At 74.1% G+C, this 16,661-nt stretch carries 12 protein-coding genes; 7 read left to right on the forward strand and 5 right to left on the reverse strand.

Annotation, left to right across the window (positions count from 1 at the left end; translation table 11 throughout):
- Window positions 1-86: 86 nt before the first annotated feature.
- From Q5761_RS07935 to Q5761_RS07950, 4 genes are all read right to left on the reverse strand, one after another.
- A complete protein-coding gene (locus Q5761_RS07935; RefSeq protein WP_318750161.1) occupies window positions 87-1,844 on the reverse strand; it encodes a Sapep family Mn(2+)-dependent dipeptidase in 1,758 nt (585 codons plus the stop codon).
- 293 nt (window positions 1,845-2,137) lie between these two features.
- Window positions 2,138-2,917 (reverse strand): amino acid ABC transporter ATP-binding protein, encoded by a 780-nt coding sequence (locus Q5761_RS07940; RefSeq protein WP_318750162.1) that lies wholly within the window; start codon window positions 2,915-2,917, stop codon window positions 2,138-2,140.
- Window positions 2,910-3,587, reverse strand: a complete 678-nt coding sequence (locus Q5761_RS07945; protein ID WP_135225735.1) for an amino acid ABC transporter permease — start codon at window positions 3,585-3,587, stop codon at window positions 2,910-2,912. Before Q5761_RS07945 ends, Q5761_RS07940 begins: the two co-directional genes overlap by 8 nt.
- 136 nt (window positions 3,588-3,723) lie before the next feature.
- Entirely contained in the window at window positions 3,724-4,602 is an 879-nt protein-coding gene (locus Q5761_RS07950) for a basic amino acid ABC transporter substrate-binding protein (RefSeq protein ID WP_318750163.1), read from the reverse strand.
- A gap of 247 nt (window positions 4,603-4,849) precedes the next feature.
- Here Q5761_RS07950 and Q5761_RS07955 point away from each other — a divergent pair, with 247 nt between their 5' ends.
- The 6 genes from Q5761_RS07955 (at window position 4,850) to Q5761_RS07980 (ending at window position 15,254) form a co-directional block, all read left to right on the forward strand.
- Complete coding sequence (locus Q5761_RS07955) at window positions 4,850-6,217, forward strand: FAD-binding oxidoreductase (protein WP_318751633.1); 1,368 nt, start codon at window positions 4,850-4,852, stop codon at window positions 6,215-6,217.
- Between the two features lie 1,018 nt (window positions 6,218-7,235).
- Window positions 7,236-8,552, forward strand: a complete 1,317-nt coding sequence (locus Q5761_RS07960) for a cysteine desulfurase-like protein (RefSeq protein WP_318750164.1) — start codon at window positions 7,236-7,238, stop codon at window positions 8,550-8,552.
- The gene (locus tag Q5761_RS07965) at window positions 8,549-9,217 is read left to right on the forward strand and encodes a metallopeptidase family protein (protein WP_318750165.1); all 669 of its coding nucleotides are present in this window, start codon (window positions 8,549-8,551) and stop codon (window positions 9,215-9,217) included. The genes Q5761_RS07960 and Q5761_RS07965 overlap by 4 nt, the downstream gene beginning before the upstream one ends.
- Window positions 9,218-9,369: 152 nt before the next feature.
- Window positions 9,370-10,569, forward strand: a complete 1,200-nt coding sequence (locus Q5761_RS07970) for a CaiB/BaiF CoA-transferase family protein (protein ID WP_318750166.1) — start codon at window positions 9,370-9,372, stop codon at window positions 10,567-10,569.
- Window positions 10,570-10,620: 51 nt separating this feature from the next.
- Window positions 10,621-14,373 (forward strand): SNF2-related protein, encoded by a 3,753-nt coding sequence (locus Q5761_RS07975; protein WP_318750167.1) that lies wholly within the window; start codon window positions 10,621-10,623, stop codon window positions 14,371-14,373.
- Between the two features lie 212 nt (window positions 14,374-14,585).
- Entirely contained in the window at window positions 14,586-15,254 is a 669-nt protein-coding gene (locus Q5761_RS07980; RefSeq protein ID WP_318750168.1) for a TlpA disulfide reductase family protein, read from the forward strand.
- Window positions 15,255-15,628: 374 nt separating this feature from the next.
- On the opposite strand, the gene Q5761_RS07985 is transcribed toward Q5761_RS07980, so the two are convergent.
- The gene (locus Q5761_RS07985; protein ID WP_318750169.1) at window positions 15,629-15,832 is read right to left on the reverse strand and encodes a heavy-metal-associated domain-containing protein; all 204 of its coding nucleotides are present in this window, start codon (window positions 15,830-15,832) and stop codon (window positions 15,629-15,631) included.
- Between the two features lie 438 nt (window positions 15,833-16,270).
- On the opposite strand from Q5761_RS07985, the gene Q5761_RS07990 reads away from it, so the two are divergent.
- Window positions 16,271-16,657 carry a metal-sensitive transcriptional regulator gene (locus Q5761_RS07990; RefSeq protein WP_318750170.1) on the forward strand — a complete coding sequence of 129 codons (387 nt, stop codon included), beginning with the start codon at window positions 16,271-16,273 and terminating at the stop codon, window positions 16,655-16,657.
- Window positions 16,658-16,661: the final 4 nt, after the last annotated feature.

A 16,661-nucleotide genomic window follows, 5' to 3' on the forward strand; every position in this document is an offset into this window, starting at 1 on the left:
CCCGATCCCAGGACTCCCCATCGGGATTCGGAAGTTCCAAGGGATGGGGGCGTTTTCCTGCCGAACCTTGGCTTCGGTCGCCCGCTTCAACGCCCGGGGGCGAACATCAGGCGATAGAGGGCCCGCGCGTAGATGCGGGTGCAGCGCATCAGGTCATCGATGCTCCAGTGCTCGTCGGGCTCGTGGGCCAGCTCGCGCTGGCCGGGGAACAGCGGGCCGAAGGCGACGCCGTTGCGCAGCACGCGGGCGTAGGTGCCCCCGCCGATGGCCAAGGGGCGGGCGTCGCGGTCACCCGTCTCGTCGCGGTACACGGCCAGCAGCTGCTGCACGATCTCGCTGGTCTCCGGCACGTGGTGGGGCGGCATGTCCTCGCGGGATTCCACCCGCCAGCCGCTGTCGGCCAAGGTGGCTGTGAGCCGCTGGAGCAGCTGGGCCGCGGAGGTGGTGACGGGATAGCGAACGTTGCAGTCGGCGTAGATCACCGCCCCGCCGCCCCTCGCCCGGGACGACGCGGCCCCGGCCGCCGACGCCTTGGCCCTGGGCGCGGGGGACGAGCCAGCTGCCGCCTCATCGTCCGTGCCCACCAGGCGCACGATCCCCAGGTTGACGGTCAGCGGTCCCGAGACGGCGTCGGTGACGGCGATGCCGAATCCGGAGCCGTCGGTCCGGGCACCGGCCTCCGCCAGGAATCCGAGGTCGGACGAACGCGGCAGCGCCGGCCCCAGCACCCGCACCAACGCCCCCAGCAGCCCGGCCACGGCGTTGATGCCCTTCTCGGGGTGCATCGCATGGGCCGCCGCCCCGCGCGCCTCGACCACCAGGCGATGGTCGGCGACCCGCGCCTCGATCCGGGCGCGCCCCGGTCCGCCGCCATCCTGCAGGCGGCGGGCCAGCTCTTCCAGGGAGGGCGCCCCGGGGCCTGCGACGACCAGCTCGGCCACGGCGTGTTCGGGGACCACGTTCACCCGCGTTCCGCCCTCGAGCCGGACCAGCCGGGCCCTCCACCGGGGCCGCGGGGCCGCCCCGGCCCCCGGCCCGTCGGCCGCTCCCTCCGCCTCCCGACCCGAACGCGGGACGCCGCCGCGCCCGCCCTCACCGCCGGCGCCGCCGTCCCTCGCGCCCTGGGTAGGGATGTCGGGGGCCACCCCGGCCGGGGCTCCCGCCGACGCAGCGCGACCGGAGGCGGCCTCCTCCAGGGCACCAGCCGCCCCGTCGGCCGGTTCGTCCAAGGGATCCGCGCCCTCGCCGGGCAGCTCCAAGCTCAGCCGGAAGGTCCAGATGCCCTTCTCCGCGTGGACCAGGGGGAACATGGCGTCGGGGCTGAAGCCCAGGGCGGGCTGGGGCTCGCGGGCGAAGTAGTACTTGACGCACTCGAAGCCCGACTCCTCGTTGCCGCCGACCACCAGGCGAGCGCGCCGCGCCGGGCGCCGCCCGGCGGCCAGGGCCAGGTCGGCCACGGCCTTCATGGCGTACAGGGCGGCGACGGTCGGCCCCTTGTCGTCCACCGCGCCGCGGGCGTAGATCTTGCCGTCGTGGATCTCCGCCGCATAGGGCGGGTGGGTCCAGCCGCTCCCCTCCGGCACCACGTCCACGTGGGCGAGGATGGCGATCCACTCGTCCCCCTCGCCGATCTCGGCGTCGATGGCGTAGCCGTCCACGTTGCGGGTGCGGAAGCCCAGGGCCTCCGCCCGGCGGCGGACCCACTCCAGGGCCTCCGCCACGCCGGGCCCGAAAGGCTGACCCGGGGCCGGTTCGTCCTGCACGCTGCGGATGCGGCACAGGGCCTGGACGGCCGTCACCATCTCCTGGCGATGGTCCTGGAGCCACCGGTCGAGCTGGGCCACGAAGCGCGCCTCATCGGCGTCGCGGCCGGCCCCGCCGCCTGGACCGGCGCCGCCTTGGTCCGCGGCGGCGCCTTGCCGGGTGCTGCCCCCGCCCCCGGCATCCTCGCCGGCCCTGTTGCGATCGTCCTTGGCACGGGTGTCGCCTTCGCCTGCCACCGTCGCACTCCCCTTCGCCGAAGCCGGGTCGTGGGACCCACGGTCGCCGGGACCGCATCCCGGGCGGTCGGAGGCCGGGGCCTCAGACCCCGTTCCGGGCCGCGGCACCCACTGCCCCGCGCGCCCATCCCCCGCCCCTACCCCGCGTGCCAGAGCACGCGACCGAGGAAGTCCCGCGCCCGCGGGTGGCCCGGGTCCCGGAAGAACCGGTCGGGCGGGGCGTCCACCAGGATGCGCCCCTCGTCCATGAACACGATGCGGTGGGCCACCTCCCGGGCAAAGCCCATCTCGTGGGTGACCACCACCATGGTATACCCCTGCCGGGCCACGTCGAGCATCACGTTGAGCACCTCGCCGGTCAGCTCGGGGTCCAGGGCCGAGGTGGGCTCGTCGAACAGGATCACCTTGGGCCGCATGGCCAGCGCCCGGGCGATGGCCACCCGCTGCTGCTGCCCGCCCGAGAGCCTGGAGGGCCGGTGGTGCATGCGATCGGCCAGACCGACCCGGGTGAGCATCTCCCGGGCGATGCGCTCCGCCTCGGCCCGCGGCATCCGCCGCACGGTGACCAGCCCCTCCATGACGTTCTCCAGCGCCGTCATGTGGGGGAAGAGGTTGTACTGCTGGAAGACCATGCCGATCTCCTGGCGCTTGCGGTTGAGCTCGGCGGCGGACTCCTCCACCCAGCGGTTGCCCTGGCGACGCCGGCCGATGGGCTGGCCGTCCACCAGGATCTCCCCCTCCTGCACCGGCTCCAGGTAGTTGATGGTGCGCAGGAGGGTGGACTTGCCGCTGCCGCTGGGGCCCGCGATCACCACCACCTCGCCGCGGCGGATGGTCAGGTTGATGTCCTTGAGCACGTGCAGGTCGCCGAACCACTTGTTCACGCCGCGGAACTCGATCATGGGCGTCTCACTCATAGTCCTTCAGCTTCCTTTCCAGCCACGCGCCCAGGGTGGTGAACAGCGTCGTCATCACCAGGTAGTAGAAGGCGGCGTAGCCGAAGAACCACATGCCCCGGGCGGTGGCGTTGGCCAGCTGGCGGGAATAGAGCATCAGCTCCTCCATGCTGATGATGGACACCAGCGACGAGTCCTTGAGCAGCGTGACGAACTCGTTGACCATGGGCGGGATCATCCGCCGGTAGGCCTGGGGCAGGATGACCCGGCGCATGGCCTGGCCGTAGCTCATGCCCAGGGAGCGGGCCGCCTCCATCTGCCCCTTGGGGATGGATTCGATGCCCGCCCGGATGATCTCCGCCAGGTACGCCCCGGAGTTGATGGTCAGGGCCAGCACCGCCGCCGGGAAGGGGTCCAGCACCACGTCGTACTGGGTCAGGCCGAAGTAGATGATGTAGATCTGCACCAAGAGCGGCGTCCCGCGGATGACCCAGGTGTAGAACGACCCCGCGCGGCGCAGGATCCCGACGCGCGAGAGCTTCATCAGGGCGACGACCAGCCCGACCACCAGGCCCAGCACGATGGCCACCGCCGTGAGCTGGAGGGTGGTCAGGGCGCCCTGGACGTAGATGGGCGTGACCCGCTGGATCGCGCCCCAGAAGCCGAGATCCACCAGTCCCTCTTGCGGCATCGTGCCCCCGTCCTTCCCCGGCGCCCGAAACCGCACGCCGGCGCCGCGGAATGCGCGCGCCGGCGTGGGAACGGAGCCTTGTCCCACTGTTGCAGCCGCCGCCTCGGCTGGGCTCGCGGGCCGGCCTGGGCCCGGATCACTGGCCCCCGAACCACTTGGCGTAGATCCGGTCGTAGGTGCCGTCCTGCTTCAACTCGTCCAGGGCCTGCTGGATGGCCTGGACCAGCTCGTCCTCGCCCTTGGGCACGGCGATGCCGACGGGTGCGGTCTCGAAGGGAACCCCCACGTACTCGTACTTGTCGCCCTCGATGTTGGCGTAGTACCGGGCCACCGGCTCGTCCAGGATGGTCGCGTCGGCCCGGCCCGCCGCCACCTCCTGGAGGGCGTCGGGGAAGTTCTGGAAGGTCTTGACCGTGGCGCCCTCGATGCCCCGGGCGACCTGTTCGTTGGTGGTGCCGATCTGGACGGCGATAACCTTGCCCTTCAGGTCATCCAGCGACTGGATGCCATCGGGGTTGCCCTTGGGGACCACGATCATCTGCCCCATCTCCAGGTACTGGACGAAGTCGGCGCTCTTCTGGCGCTCCTCGGTAATGTTCATCGAACTCATCACGGCGTCGAAGCGCCGCGCCTCCAGGCCGCCCAGCAGGCCCTCCCACTCCGCCACCTCGACCCGGTACTCCACGCCCAGCTTCTCGGCGATGGCCTTCCCCAGGTCGATGTCGAACCCGATCAGCTCGCTGGGGTTCTCCGGGTTGGGGAACTCCATGGGCGGGTAGGCGCCGTCCGTGGCGAAGACCATGTACCCCCGGGCCTTGATCTCGTCGAGCAGCGACGCCTCGCCGCCCCCGCCGGCGGCATCGCCGGCGTCGCTGCCGGCGCCGTCGCCGCCCCCCGTGCCGGCCGCCGGCTGCCCGGCCCCGCCGCAGCCGGCCGCGATCAGCAGGACGGCCAGCAGGGCCAGCGCCATCCAGCCGCGACGGCCACGCCCCTTCCTACGCCACGCTGTCAACACGTTCTCCCACCTTTCTCAGTCGAAACGCATAAAAATGGAGCCAACGCGTTTGAAAATAAGAATTCGCGGTTCGTCCGTCAACTCCTTGAGGGAGCCCCTGCCCGGAGGGAGCATCGCGCTGCCACCCCCAGAGGGAACGCCGCCCGCCCGGCCGAATAACACGGCGACCCGCCCCGGCGGCCCCGTTCGCCTCCGGGGCGCACGGCGGGCCGGAGCCCGCCGTTCCGAGGAGGCATGTCCGTTGCAGGTGGAGATCGTGGTGGTCGGCGCAGGCATCGTCGGGCTCGAGGTGGCCTGGCACCTCCGCGAGGCGGGCATTCGGCGCCTGGCGGTGATCGACCGCGGTGCCGCGGGGCGCGGCGCCACCGCCCACGGCGCCGGCCTGCTCTCCCACTTCGCGTGGAACCCGCTGGACGCCCGCCTGGTGCGGCGGAGCGCCGAACTGTACGCCAGCCAGCAGGCGGAGCTGGGCGGGTCCTTCTTCCGCGTCACGGGATCGTACGTGGTGGTCGGGGCGCCGACGGAACCGGGGGCTGCCGCAGCCTCGGCCGACGGGGACGGGGAAGGCACCCGGGTCGGCCCCCGCGACCCCGGCCAGGGCGGCGACGCCGCCCGACATGCCACCGGCCGCGGCGGCCTGCCCCCGACGGGGGCCGTCGGCGATGCGCCCCAGGGCCGCACCGCCCCCGCGACGGAGGAGGTGATCCGGCGCCTCAGGCGCCGCGTCGCCATGCTCCGCGCGGTTGGGGTCGCCGTGGAGGCGGTGGACCCGGCCGCGGGGATCGCCGCCGTGCCCGCGTGGAACTGGGACGACATCGCGGCTGCCTGGTTCCTCCCCCACGACGGCGCGTTGCTACCGGGCGATGGGGCGCAGCTCCTCGCCCGCCGGCTGCGACAGCGGGAGGTCAAGGTCCTGGAGGGCAGCCCGGTGCGGGAGCTCGCCACCGGGAGCGGGCCCGGCGGCCCGGCGGTGGCCGGCGTCCACACCGCCGAGGGGCCGGTGGCCGCCGACGTGGTGGTGGTCGCCGCGGGCGTCTGGACGCGATCGCTGCTGCGGACGGCGGGCCTGGACGCCCCCATCAAGCCCTACCGCACCCAGCTCTCCCTCTGGGCGCTGCCGGAGGGGATCGATCCCGACGACGTCCCGCCGCTGCACGACGTGACGGGGGCGTACTACTGGTTGCCCCGCCAGGGCCTGCTGGCGGTGGGCGACGGCACCGGGCTGGTGGAGGAAGACCCCGACGCCTTCCGCCGCGACCCCGACCCGGAGTTCCTCGCGGCCAGCCGCCGGCGGCTCGAACACCGGATGCCCGCGGCCCGCGGCGCGGAGGCGGTGGGCGGCTGGGCCCACCTCTGCGACGCCACCCCGGATCGGCGGCCGCTCCTCGGTCCCTACGGGGGCGTCGCCGGCTTGCACCTGGCGGTGGGGTTCAACGGGTTCGGCGTCATGCGGGCGCCGGCCGTGGGCGAGCTGGTGGCCGCGTTTGTCCTGGGGGAGGAACCGGCGCTGGGCGGCGAGCCCGTCGCCGGCATCGAGTCGCTGCGGGCGGACCGGTTCGACGGCTTCGTGGACTTCCCCATCGGCCAGGGATTCAATACGGTGGACGCGGACTGACGCGCCAGACGGTGGACGCGGAACCGAGACCAGCGCAGCGGCCGGGGCGCGCTCCCCGGCCGCGTTCCCCGATCCCGCCGCCAGCACCGCGGAACGCCCGGGGAGCCCCGCCGCCATTCGTCGGTGCCGAACCGAGCCACGTCAACCCCGACCCAGCACCGCGGAACGCCCGGGCAGCCCCGTTGCCATGGACCCTGGACGGACCCCTGCGCGGCGCAGCGGCTGGGCGGAGACGGGCCAGCGTACCGCGGTGGCGCCCGGCGACGGGCGCGGCACGCCCCTCGCCGGCCGCCGCGCCCCTGGGGGCCGTCGGGGCGGTGCGGCGCGGCTCAAGGGGACCGGCGGGACGGTGCGTGCGGCCCGCGGCGCTGGCGGCCGAACAGCACGCGGCGCGGTACTTCGCCAACGCGTCGCCCGTGGGCCGGCGGGTTCAAGGCGGCCCTGGATTCCGCCGCCTCCACGAGCTGCCTCACCCGCTCGAGGCCCACCGGGACCGGCGGGCGCAGGGCCGCGCCGGTGGACCGGCCTCATGGCGGTGCCCAACCGTGGCGCCAGGAGATGGGCACGAGGCGGTGAGAGGGGGACGGGACGGTGGAAATGGGCAAACCCGGCCCACCGGCAGGAACCCGGCCCACCGATCGGTAAGCATTGAAGCGATCCGCGTCCCCGGCAGCACGCCGAGGGCCGCGAACGATGGGGCGGGCGGCCGGCGCTCCGCCGGCCGCCCGCCCCGCAGGACAGCGTCGGCGGCAACCGATCCGCCCTTGCCCGACCCTGGCCTGCGGCGCCCGTGGCGCCCGCGGCGGCGCACCCGGCGAGGCACACCCCGCGGGCCGCCGCACTTCCCCGTGGGGGCCACGGCTTCCCGACGGGGGAGAGGGCTTCCCCACGGGAGCTAGCACTTCTCGATCGGAGGCCAGGGCCTCCCCAGGGGGCCCCTCGCCCCCGCCGGGAGGGCGACACCCCGCACGGTCGGGCAGGGTGTCGGACGCGGTGCCGGCCCAGGGGGGACCACGGCGTGAACCAGTCAGGCCCGGCGTCGGCCACATCGGCCACCGCCCGGCAGGAAGGCGCGATCGACCTGTCGTGGTGCCGGGCGGAGTTCCCCGCCCTGCAGCGCACCGTCGGCGGTCAACCGGCGGCCTTCCTCGACGGGCCCGGCGGAACCCAGGTCCCGCAGGCCGTGATCGACGCCATGGCCACGTACCTGGTCGAGAGGAACGCCAACACCCACGGCGCGTTCCCGACCAGCCGCGCCACCGACGAGACCATCGCCGCGGCCCGCGCGGCGATGGCCGACTTCCTGGGGGCGACGCCCGCCGAGGTCGCCTTCGGGCCCAACATGACCACCCTGAACTTCAACCTGGCGCGGGCCATCGGTCGCACCCTGCGACCCGGCGACGAGATCGTGGTGACGGAGCTCGACCACGACGCCAACGTCAGCCCGTGGCTGGTCCTCCAGGAGCAGGGGGCGGTGATCCGCTGGCTGCCCGTGGACCCGGCGACGTGCACGCTGGACCTGGATCGCCTGGGCGACCTCCTGGGGCGGCGGACGCGGGTGGTGGCCATCGGCTGGGCGTCCAACGCCGTCGGCACCGTCAACGACGTGGCCCGGGCGGTGCGCATGGCCCACGAGGCGGGCGCCCTGGCGGTGGTCGACGCGGTGCACTACGCCCCCCACGGCCCCATCGACGTCCGCGCCATCGGCTGCGACTTCCTGCTGTGTTCCGCCTACAAGTTCTTCGGTCCCCACGTCGGGGTGCTCTACGGGCGGCGGGCGGCCTTCGAGGCCCTGGAGACCTACCGCGTGCGACCCCAGTCTGCGGCGGCCCCGGAGAAGATCGAGACCGGTACCCTGAACCACGAGGGGCTGGCGGGGCTGACGGCGGCCGTCGACTTCCTCGCCCGCCTGGGGCAGCGCTACCTCGACGCGTTCCGCGACGCGGTGGGCGGGGCCACCGGCCGGCGGGCCGCGATCCTCGCCGCCATGCACGCCATCGAGGCGTACGAGGCGCCGCTGGCCGAGCGGCTGCGCCGGGGCCTGGCGACCCTGCCCGGCGTCAAGGTCTACGGGCCGCCGGAGGGCCATCCCCGCACGCCGACGGTCTCCTTCACCGTCGCCGGTCGCCACCCGGCGGAGGTGGCGCGGTTCCTCGCCGAGCGCGGCCTGTTCGTCTGGGACGGCGACTTCTACGCGGTGACGCTGATCGAGCGGCTGGGGCTCAAGGCGTCGGGCGGCCTGGTGCGCGTGGGCCTGGCGCCGTACAACACCGCCGCGGAGATCGAGCGGCTGCTGGAGGCCATGGAAGCGCTGGGCCGAGGAGGATCCGGATGAGCGGGCGCGACGATCGCGGCGCGGGCTCGGGCGACCGCGGTCCAGCGGGCCCGGAGGACCTCGGCGGCCTTGGCGCCGGGAAGCGCCGCCCGCGCGGCGGACCGGTCCGCCGGCGGCGCCGGCTGCGGCGGTACCGGTTCGTCCCCGTGGACTTCGACACCTTCACGGCGTGGGCGGACCGCATCGTCCGCCGCCTGCCCCCGCGCCTCCTGGAGGAGCTGGAGGGCGGGGTGCAGATCGACCCCGCGGCGCGGCGCATTCCCCAGGATCCGCCGGGCGTCTACCTGTTGGGCGAGTACATCACCGAGCCGTACCTGGGCCGCTTCATCCGCATCTACTACGGGTCCTTCGAGCGGGTGCTGGTGGACGAACCGGCCGAGGTCTGGTTCGACGAACTGGAAGAGACCATCCTCCACGAGCTGCAGCACCACATCGAGGCCCTGGCCGGGGTGGACTGGCTGGGGCTCGAGGACCTGCGCCAGCTCCAGCAGCTGTGGGAGGACGCCCGGCGCGGCGCGCGGGAAGCGGGCGATGGCCCCGCCGCGGCGAACGGCGACGAGGGCGGCGATGGCGGCGTTGGCGGCAGGGATGGGCGCGGCGTGGGGCACAGCGGTGGCGGCGGGGACGACGTCGGGGCGGACGGCGGCGGGGGCGGCCGCCGGTGAGCCGACCGCCGCGATGCGGTCGCCGGCCCGTCGTCGGGCGTGGAGCCGTCGCCGGCGCGACGGCTCCGCAACGGAGTGGACGGCGCGATGAACGACCCGTGCGCCGACGGGCGCGAGGCGACGCCACGGAGGCGGAGGGGGAGGAGCGGGCGGTGAAGGGCCGTCGAGGACCGCTGGTGGGCATCCGCGTGCTCGACCTCTCGCGGGTGCTGAGCGGACCGTACTGCACGATGATGCTGGCCGACTTCGGCGCCGACGTGATCAAGGTCGAGCGGCCCGAGACGGGCGACGACACCCGGGGCTGGGGGCCGCCCTTCATCAACGGCGAGGCGGCCTACTTCCTCGCCGTCAACCGCAACAAGCGCAGCGTGGTGGTGGACCTCAAGGCGCCCGAGGGCCGGGACCTGATCCGGCGGATGGCGCGGCAGTGCGACGTGGTGGTGGAGAACTTCCGCCCGGGCACCGCCGCCCGGCTGGGCATCGGCCCCGACGACCTGCTGCGCGAGAACCCGCGGCTGATCTATGCGTCGATCTCCGGATTCGGCCAGGACGGCCCCTACCGCGACAAGCCGGGCTACGACGCCATCGCCCAGGCCATGGGCGGCATCATGCACGTCACCGGCGAGCCCGACCGGCCGCCGGTGCGGGCCGGCGTGGCCATCGCCGACATCGGCGCCGGCATGTGGGCCGCCTTCGGCATCCTGGCCGCCCTGTGGGAGCGGGAGCGCTCGGGCCGCGGCCAGGTGGTCGACGTCTCCCTCTTCGAAGGGCAGATCGCCTGGCTGACCTACGTGGCGGGCAACTACTTCGCCACGGGCCAGGTGCCGCGGCGCTACGGCTCGGCCCACCCCAACCTGGTCCCCTACCAGGCCTTCGCGACCGCCGACGGCCACCTGATCGTGGCGGTGGGCAACGACAGCCTCTGGCGCCGCTTCTGCGAGGCGGCGGGCCGGCCCGACCTGGCCGCCGACCCGCGCTACGCCACCAACGCCGGGCGCGTGGAGCACCGCGAGGAGCTCCTGCCGGAGCTGGAGGCGCTGATGCGCAGCCGGACCACCGCCGAGTGGCTCGAGCGCCTGGACCGGGCCGGGGTGCCGGCGGGGCCCATCCTCAGCATCGCCGACCTGGCCCGCGACCCCCACGTCCGGCACCGGCAGATGATCGTCTCCCTGGAGCACCCCCGGGCCGGCGTCATCCGGGTGACGGGGATCCCCGTGAAGCTCTCCGCGACCCCCGGCGCCATCTACGCGCCGCCGCCTCTGCTGGGCCAACACACCGACGAGGTGCTGGAGGAGTTCGGCCTCGCGGCCGACGAGCGGCGGCGGCTGCGGGAGGCCGGGGTGATCGGGTGAGCCTCGAGGGGTGATCGCGCGCCCCTCGAGGCTCCGGCAGGAGAGGGAGGTGTGTGGGCGCTGCCACGCGAGCCGGTGAGGGCGAAGCCTTCCTTCGAACTGGCCGTGGAGTCCCTCTGGGACGTGGTCGATGCCGCACCGGAGCGGATCGTCGAGCGGGGGCGCGAGTACGCCGAGGGAGGACGCGTGCTGGACCTGGCGTGGGGGCCGGAGCTGACCCTCCAGGCCCGGGTGGCGGGGACGGCCAGCACACCGTACCGGGTGATGGTCTGGTGGGATCCCCTCTCCAACGGCTGGGAGGCCTCCTGCTCGTGCCCGTTCGAAGGGTGGCCCTGCAAGCATGTGGTGGCGGTCATCCTGCGCTTCATCGACCGGGTCGAGGAGGGGGAGCCCATCCCGGCCGGTGTGGCGACGGATCGACCGGCGGCACCGAACGCCGTCGCACCGGGGCCGGTGACGGCCCCAGAACGGCAGGAGCCGACGGTTCCGCGTCACTCGGTGCAGCACAGCCCGGCGCTGCACACCCCGCGTGACCGCCGCGCGACCCCGACGCCCGGCGCCCCTTCCAAGTCGGGCACCCCGACCACCCAAGGTGTCCCGGCGACGGGCGGAACCGGCAATCGGGGGTGGCGGGCCCAGGTGGACCGATGGCTGGAACGCGCCACCGCCGGCTCCCCAGCGGATCCCGTCGCGGGACCCGGCGGTCCCGGCCTCCACCGCGGCCTGCCGCAGCCCGGCACGGACCAGGTGGTGGTGCGGGTCTACTTCTTCCCCGACGGCCTTCGCCTCGCCATCCACCGGGCCCGTTGGGGCAAGCAGGGCCTCGGCAAGGAGCGGCCGCTGAACTTCGACCCCTTGGCGCCGTGGCTGCCCTCGCCGGCCGGTCCGCTACACCGCCTGCTCTTCCGGATGCTGGAACACCCCGTCCCCCATCCGCGGCGGCCGGGGTCGGCGACGTACGACCCGCTCTACGAGATCCCGCCCGGGATGGTCGACCTGTGTCTGGAGCTCCTCGGCCGGTTGCCCTTCGTGTTCGCCGGCGACGGGCGCGAGCCGCTGCGCATCGAGCACGAGCCCTACCGGGTCGAACTGGCGCTCGTGCCGGCAGGGGACGACCTCACCCTCACCACCCGCTGGTTCACCGCCGACGGGCGTATCTGGTCGCCGCCCGCCGGCAGCATCGGCATCCCCGGGGAGCGCTACCTGTGGGTCCAATGGGGGCCGATCCTGCGGCCCGTGCTTCCCGCCGGCGACGTCGCCCTGCACCTGGACGTGGCGGCCCGCCCCCTGACCGTTCCCGCCACCGAGGCGCCGGACTTCATCGGTCGGTACCTGCCGCGGTTGCAGCCGCGGGCGCGGATCCACCTGCCCGAGGACCTGGCTCGCCGCATCCGCGACGGGAGGCCCCGGCCCGTGGTGCTGCTCGGCGAGCAGGAAGGGGCGCTGACGGTCGAACTGGCCTTCGCCTACGGCCAGGGGGCGCCGCTGGTCCGCCTCGACGAGGACGAGCCGGCCCTGGTGCCGGAGGCGCCGGCTTCGCAGGACGCGGGATCCGCCGGCCCCTCCGCGGGCGGGGCCCGGGGATCGGCCCCGCTGGATTCGGTCGCCGTCTGGCATCGCCGCCGGCGCGACCTGGAACGGGCGGCATGGGAACAGTTCGCGGCGACGATGGAGGCCATCGGCGCCCCGCCCGGACCGGACGGCCGGGCCCTCCTCTTCGGGGACCGGGCGCTGGACTTCCTGACCGAGACCCTCCCGCGCCTGGCCGCCCACTGGGAGGTCCGGGGGCAGGAGCGGCTGGTCCGGTTCCGCGTGAGCCCGAGCCCCCTGCGCTCCCGGGTGCGGGTGACCACCGGGATCGACTGGCTCGATCTCGACGTGGCCTTGGAGACCCCGGAGGGGTCGGCGGGTTGGGAGGCGCTGCTGGAGGCGCTGCGCCGGGGCTCCCGCTACGTGCGGCTGGATTCGGGGGTCATGGCGCGGCTGCCTGAGGCATGGCTGCAGCGGCTGGGCGTGCTGGCCGAGCACGCCCCGGCGCGCGGCGGCGGTCGGCGGCGGACGGCGGCCGGTGAGCCGGGTTCGTCCGGAAGGGCACCGCTGCGCCTCAGCCGCTGGGCCTTCGGCGTCGCCGCGCACCTGCTGGAGGCGGCGGACCGGCGCGAGGTCGACCAGGGGTTCCGTCGCCTGGCCCAGCTGCTGGAGGGCTTTGAGGGGATCCCCACGGTGCCGCTCCCCCAAGGCCTCAAGGCCCGGCTGCGGCCCTATCAGGTCCGGGGCTACCACTGGCTCTGCTTCCTGCGCGACCACGGCCTGCACGGCATCCTCGCCGACGACATGGGCCTCGGCAAGACCTTGCAGGTGCTGGCCCTGCTGCTGGCCGAGAAGGAGGCGGGCCGGACCGCACCGCCGAGCCTGGTGGTGGTGCCCACCTCCCTGGTCTTCAACTGGGTCGAGGAGGCGCGCCGGTTCGTCCCGGACCTGCGGGTGCTGGCCCTCACCGGACCGCGGCGGGCGTCCCTGTTCCGCGCAGCCGGCGAGCACGACGTGCTCATCACCACGTATCCGCTGATCCGGCGGGACGTCGACCGGCTTGCGGAGCGCGACTACCACTACCTGATCCTGGACGAGGCCCAGCACGTGAAGAACCCGGACACCCAGACCTGGCAGGCCCTGCGCCGCATCCGCGCCCGGCACCGGCTGGCCTTGACGGGGACGCCGGTGGAGAACCACGTGCTCGACCTGTGGGCGCTGTTCGAGCTCCTGATGCCGGGCTACCTGGGCCGCCGGGACGCCTTCCTGCGCCGGTACGCGACGCTGGAGCCGGCGGCGGTCGCCCACGGCGCGGCGCTCCAGCCGGGGCACGCGGGCGGAGCGCCGGCCCCGGGTGGGCCCGCGGACGGGCAGCCCGCCGCCGACGAGCCAGGGGCCGGACCGCCAGGCGGGGCCGGACCGCGGGCCGCGCCGGTTCGTCCGGACGAACCGGGTCCCACCCCCGACCCGCGGGTCGCCGAGCTCCGGCGGCGGGTCTTCCCCTTCATCCTGCGTCGGGTCAAGGAGCAGGTGACGCGCGACCTGCCGCCGCGCACCGAGGTGGTGCAGTACTGCGAGCTCGCACCCGGCCAGCGCCGGCTGTACCGCGAGCTGCTGGCCGCCTACCGAGCCCGGGTGTTCGCAGAGGTGGAGCGGGCCGGCATCGCCCGCAGCCGCATGACGATCCTCGAGGCGCTGCTGCGGCTCCGGCAGGTCTGCTGCCATCCGGCGCTGCTGGACCTGCCCGGCTCCCGCAACGCGGGCTCCGCCAAGCTGGACGCCTTCCGCGAGCTGGTCCAGCAGATCGTGGGCGGCGGCGGCAAGGTGCTGGTCTTCAGCCAGTTCACCCGCATGCTGGACATCCTGCAGCGGGAGCTGGACCGCCTGGGGCTGGGCTGGGAGCGCCTGGACGGGCGGGTCCGCAACCGCGAGGCGCGGGTGCGGCGGTTCCAGGAGGGCGACGTGCCGGTCTTCCTGATCAGCCTGAAGGCCGGTGGCACGGGCCTCAACCTGACCGCCGCCTCCTACGTGATCCACTACGACCCGTGGTGGAACCCGGCCGTGGAGGAACAGGCCACGGACCGTGCCCACCGCATCGGCCAGGACCGGCCGGTGTTCAGCTACAAGCTGATCACCCGCGGCACGGTGGAGGAGAAGATCCTCCAGCTCCAGGCCGAGAAGAGGGCCCTGGCCGGGGCGCTGCTGACCAGGAACGGCAAGCTGGGCAAGGACCTGACCCGCGAAGACCTGGAGTTCCTGCTGGCGCCGGATTGATCGCCGGCGGGCCGTTCCGGCATGGTGAGACCGGACGGGCACGGGACGGGAGCGGCGGCATCGCCACGTCCCCGCCCCCGAACCGGGAAGGACCGAGGGTCGTACGGCCAGCCGGACGAACCGGCTGTGCCTGCACGGTCGGACACGCCGGCTCGCGGCGGGGACGACGGGAAGGACCGGCCCGTAGCGGGCGAGGGAGGGATCCCGGCGGCATGAGCAAGCGTGTTGACGGCGTCCCCCACGCCGGGAAGGCGGCCGCAGCGGCATCCCCGGCGGCGTCGAGGACGGGCGAACCCGGTTCGGATGCCTTCCCGGTGCCGCCTGACGTCCGGCGGCGCCGACGGCGGATCGCCCTGGCTGTGGCCCTGGTACTGGCCGCCGCCTCCCTGGCGGGGGTCCGGTCCATGGGGCACATCTTGGCCGCGGCGCCGGCGCCGGGCAAGCCTGCGCCCGACTTCACCCTGCCCCAGCTGGACGGCCCGCCGGTGCGGCTCTCCGACCTGCGGGGCCGGGTGGTGGTGCTGAACTTCTGGGCCTCGTGGTGCGCCCCCTGCCGCGAGGAGACGCCGGCCCTCAAGGCCTTCTACCAGCGGTACGGCGACCGGGTGGCCTTCTACGCCGTCAACGTCGCGGAGCCCGTGGACACCGTGCGCGCCTTCCTGGCGGAGTTCGGCGCCACCTACCCCGTGCTGCTGGACCGGGACAAGACCGTTTACCGCCAGTATCGGGTCACGGGGTACCCGGAGACCTTCTGGATCGACGAGCAAGGGATCGTGCGGATTCACTGGCGCGGCCCCATGACCCTGGCCGACATGGAACGGCTGTATGAGGAGACGCTGGCGGCCGGGACCGCCCAGGGCGGTGCCCCCTCGGCCGAGTGAGGCCCTCGCCCCCTGCTCCTCATCCCCCTGCCCCCTGCCCCTCATCCCCCTTCCGGTCTCCCCGAAGCGCCGACCTTCCTGACGGCGGACCGGTTCCTGGGGTGCCCCGCCACACCGTCCTCCAACCCGACCTGCCCGTGATCCCCACCATGGACCGAAGCGCCCCCATGCCTCCGCCCCCACACCGCGCCCTACCGACCCCGGTCTCGACGACCCGCTCGTGCCCCGCCCTCGGCCGACCCGCTCGAGGGCGTCGCGACCGCGCCGAATGGGGCCGAAGGGCTCCGGTGGGGGCCGATCCGCGCCGACCCGGGCCGATCCGGGGATCGACAGGCGGGATCATGGGGCGTCCGCCCCGATCGGGGCGGATGCCGTCACGCCACCTCGTAGCCGGCCTCCTCGACGGCCTTCCGGACCCGGGCGTCGTCGAGATCGCCCTCGTAGGTCACCGTCACGCGGCCGGTGGCCAGGTCGACGTCCACCTCCTGGACGCCCGGCACGCCGGCGATGGCCTTCTTGACGGCCGCCTTGCAGTGGTCGCAGGACATGCCCTTGACCTGGTAGACCCGCGTCGCCATGCCATGTCGACCTCCCTGTACCATGGTTGCCCTCACGGGGCCGGCCTCGATACTCCGGCATCGATACTCCGAGGCCCCATGGATACCCTGAGGGGGTATCGTCGTCTCTATCCTAGGCTGCCGCTCCCGCGCCGTCAAACATCGGCGCCGCCGACCCCCTGCCGTCAAAGACCGCGGCCTCCTCCACCCATCCTTGGGCTGAGAACGGATCCGTCGCTCGTCGTCATCGCGTGCCATGCCGGCGGTTGTTCGCAGGGCCTTGCCTCCGCCGCCGGCCCGTTGCATGGGAATACATGTTTTGGTACATTGACACGCACATACCCCAAGGGGGTATGATCGAGCCGAACGCTTCGCGCCGTACGCTTGGACGACCGACGACGCCCCTGCGTCGGGACGAACGACCCCGGCGACACGGCGGAGCCGACGGGAGGGGATCCTGTGAACGGGGACGCCGACCAGCCGATCGCCGGACCGCCGCAGGCGTCGCCCCCCGACCCCGGCCGCCCTACGCTGGTGGACGGGGCGGCCCGCGGTCGGGGATCGCGGCGCATGACGCCCCACGCGGACCGCAAGAAGCTGCTGGATCGCCTGCGCCGCATCGAGGGCCAGGTGCGCGGGCTGCAGCGCATGGTCGAGGAGGAGCGGTACTGCGTGGACGTGCTGATCCAGGTGGCCGCCGTGCGGGCCGCCCTGGACGCCGTGGCCCTGCAGCTCCTCGAGCAGCACACCCACCACTGCGTCCAGGACGCCGTCCGCAGTGGCGACGGCGACGCGGCCATCGACGAGGTCATGGCGGTGGTGCGGCGGCTGCTCCGCACCTCGTGACGGG

Source organism: Thermaerobacter composti, from assembly GCF_033582035.1.
In the GTDB taxonomy this organism is placed as follows: Bacteria; Bacillota; Sulfobacillia; order Thermaerobacterales; family Thermaerobacteraceae; genus Thermaerobacter; species Thermaerobacter composti.

Excerpts from the sequence above, each read along its gene's own strand:
- Q5761_RS07940 (WP_318750162.1), bottom strand. The coding sequence starts at position 2,917 with ATGAGTGAGACGCCCATGATCGAGTTCCGCGGCGTGAACAAGTGGTTC.
- Q5761_RS07945 (WP_135225735.1), bottom strand. The coding sequence starts at position 3,587 with ATGCCGCAAGAGGGACTGGTGGATCTCGGCTTCTGGGGCGCGATCCAG.
- Q5761_RS07965 (WP_318750165.1), top strand. The coding sequence starts at position 8,549 with ATGAGCGGGCGCGACGATCGCGGCGCGGGCTCGGGCGACCGCGGTCCA.
- Q5761_RS07980 (WP_318750168.1), top strand. The coding sequence starts at position 14,586 with ATGAGCAAGCGTGTTGACGGCGTCCCCCACGCCGGGAAGGCGGCCGCA.
- Q5761_RS07985 (WP_318750169.1), bottom strand. The coding sequence starts at position 15,832 with ATGGCGACGCGGGTCTACCAGGTCAAGGGCATGTCCTGCGACCACTGC.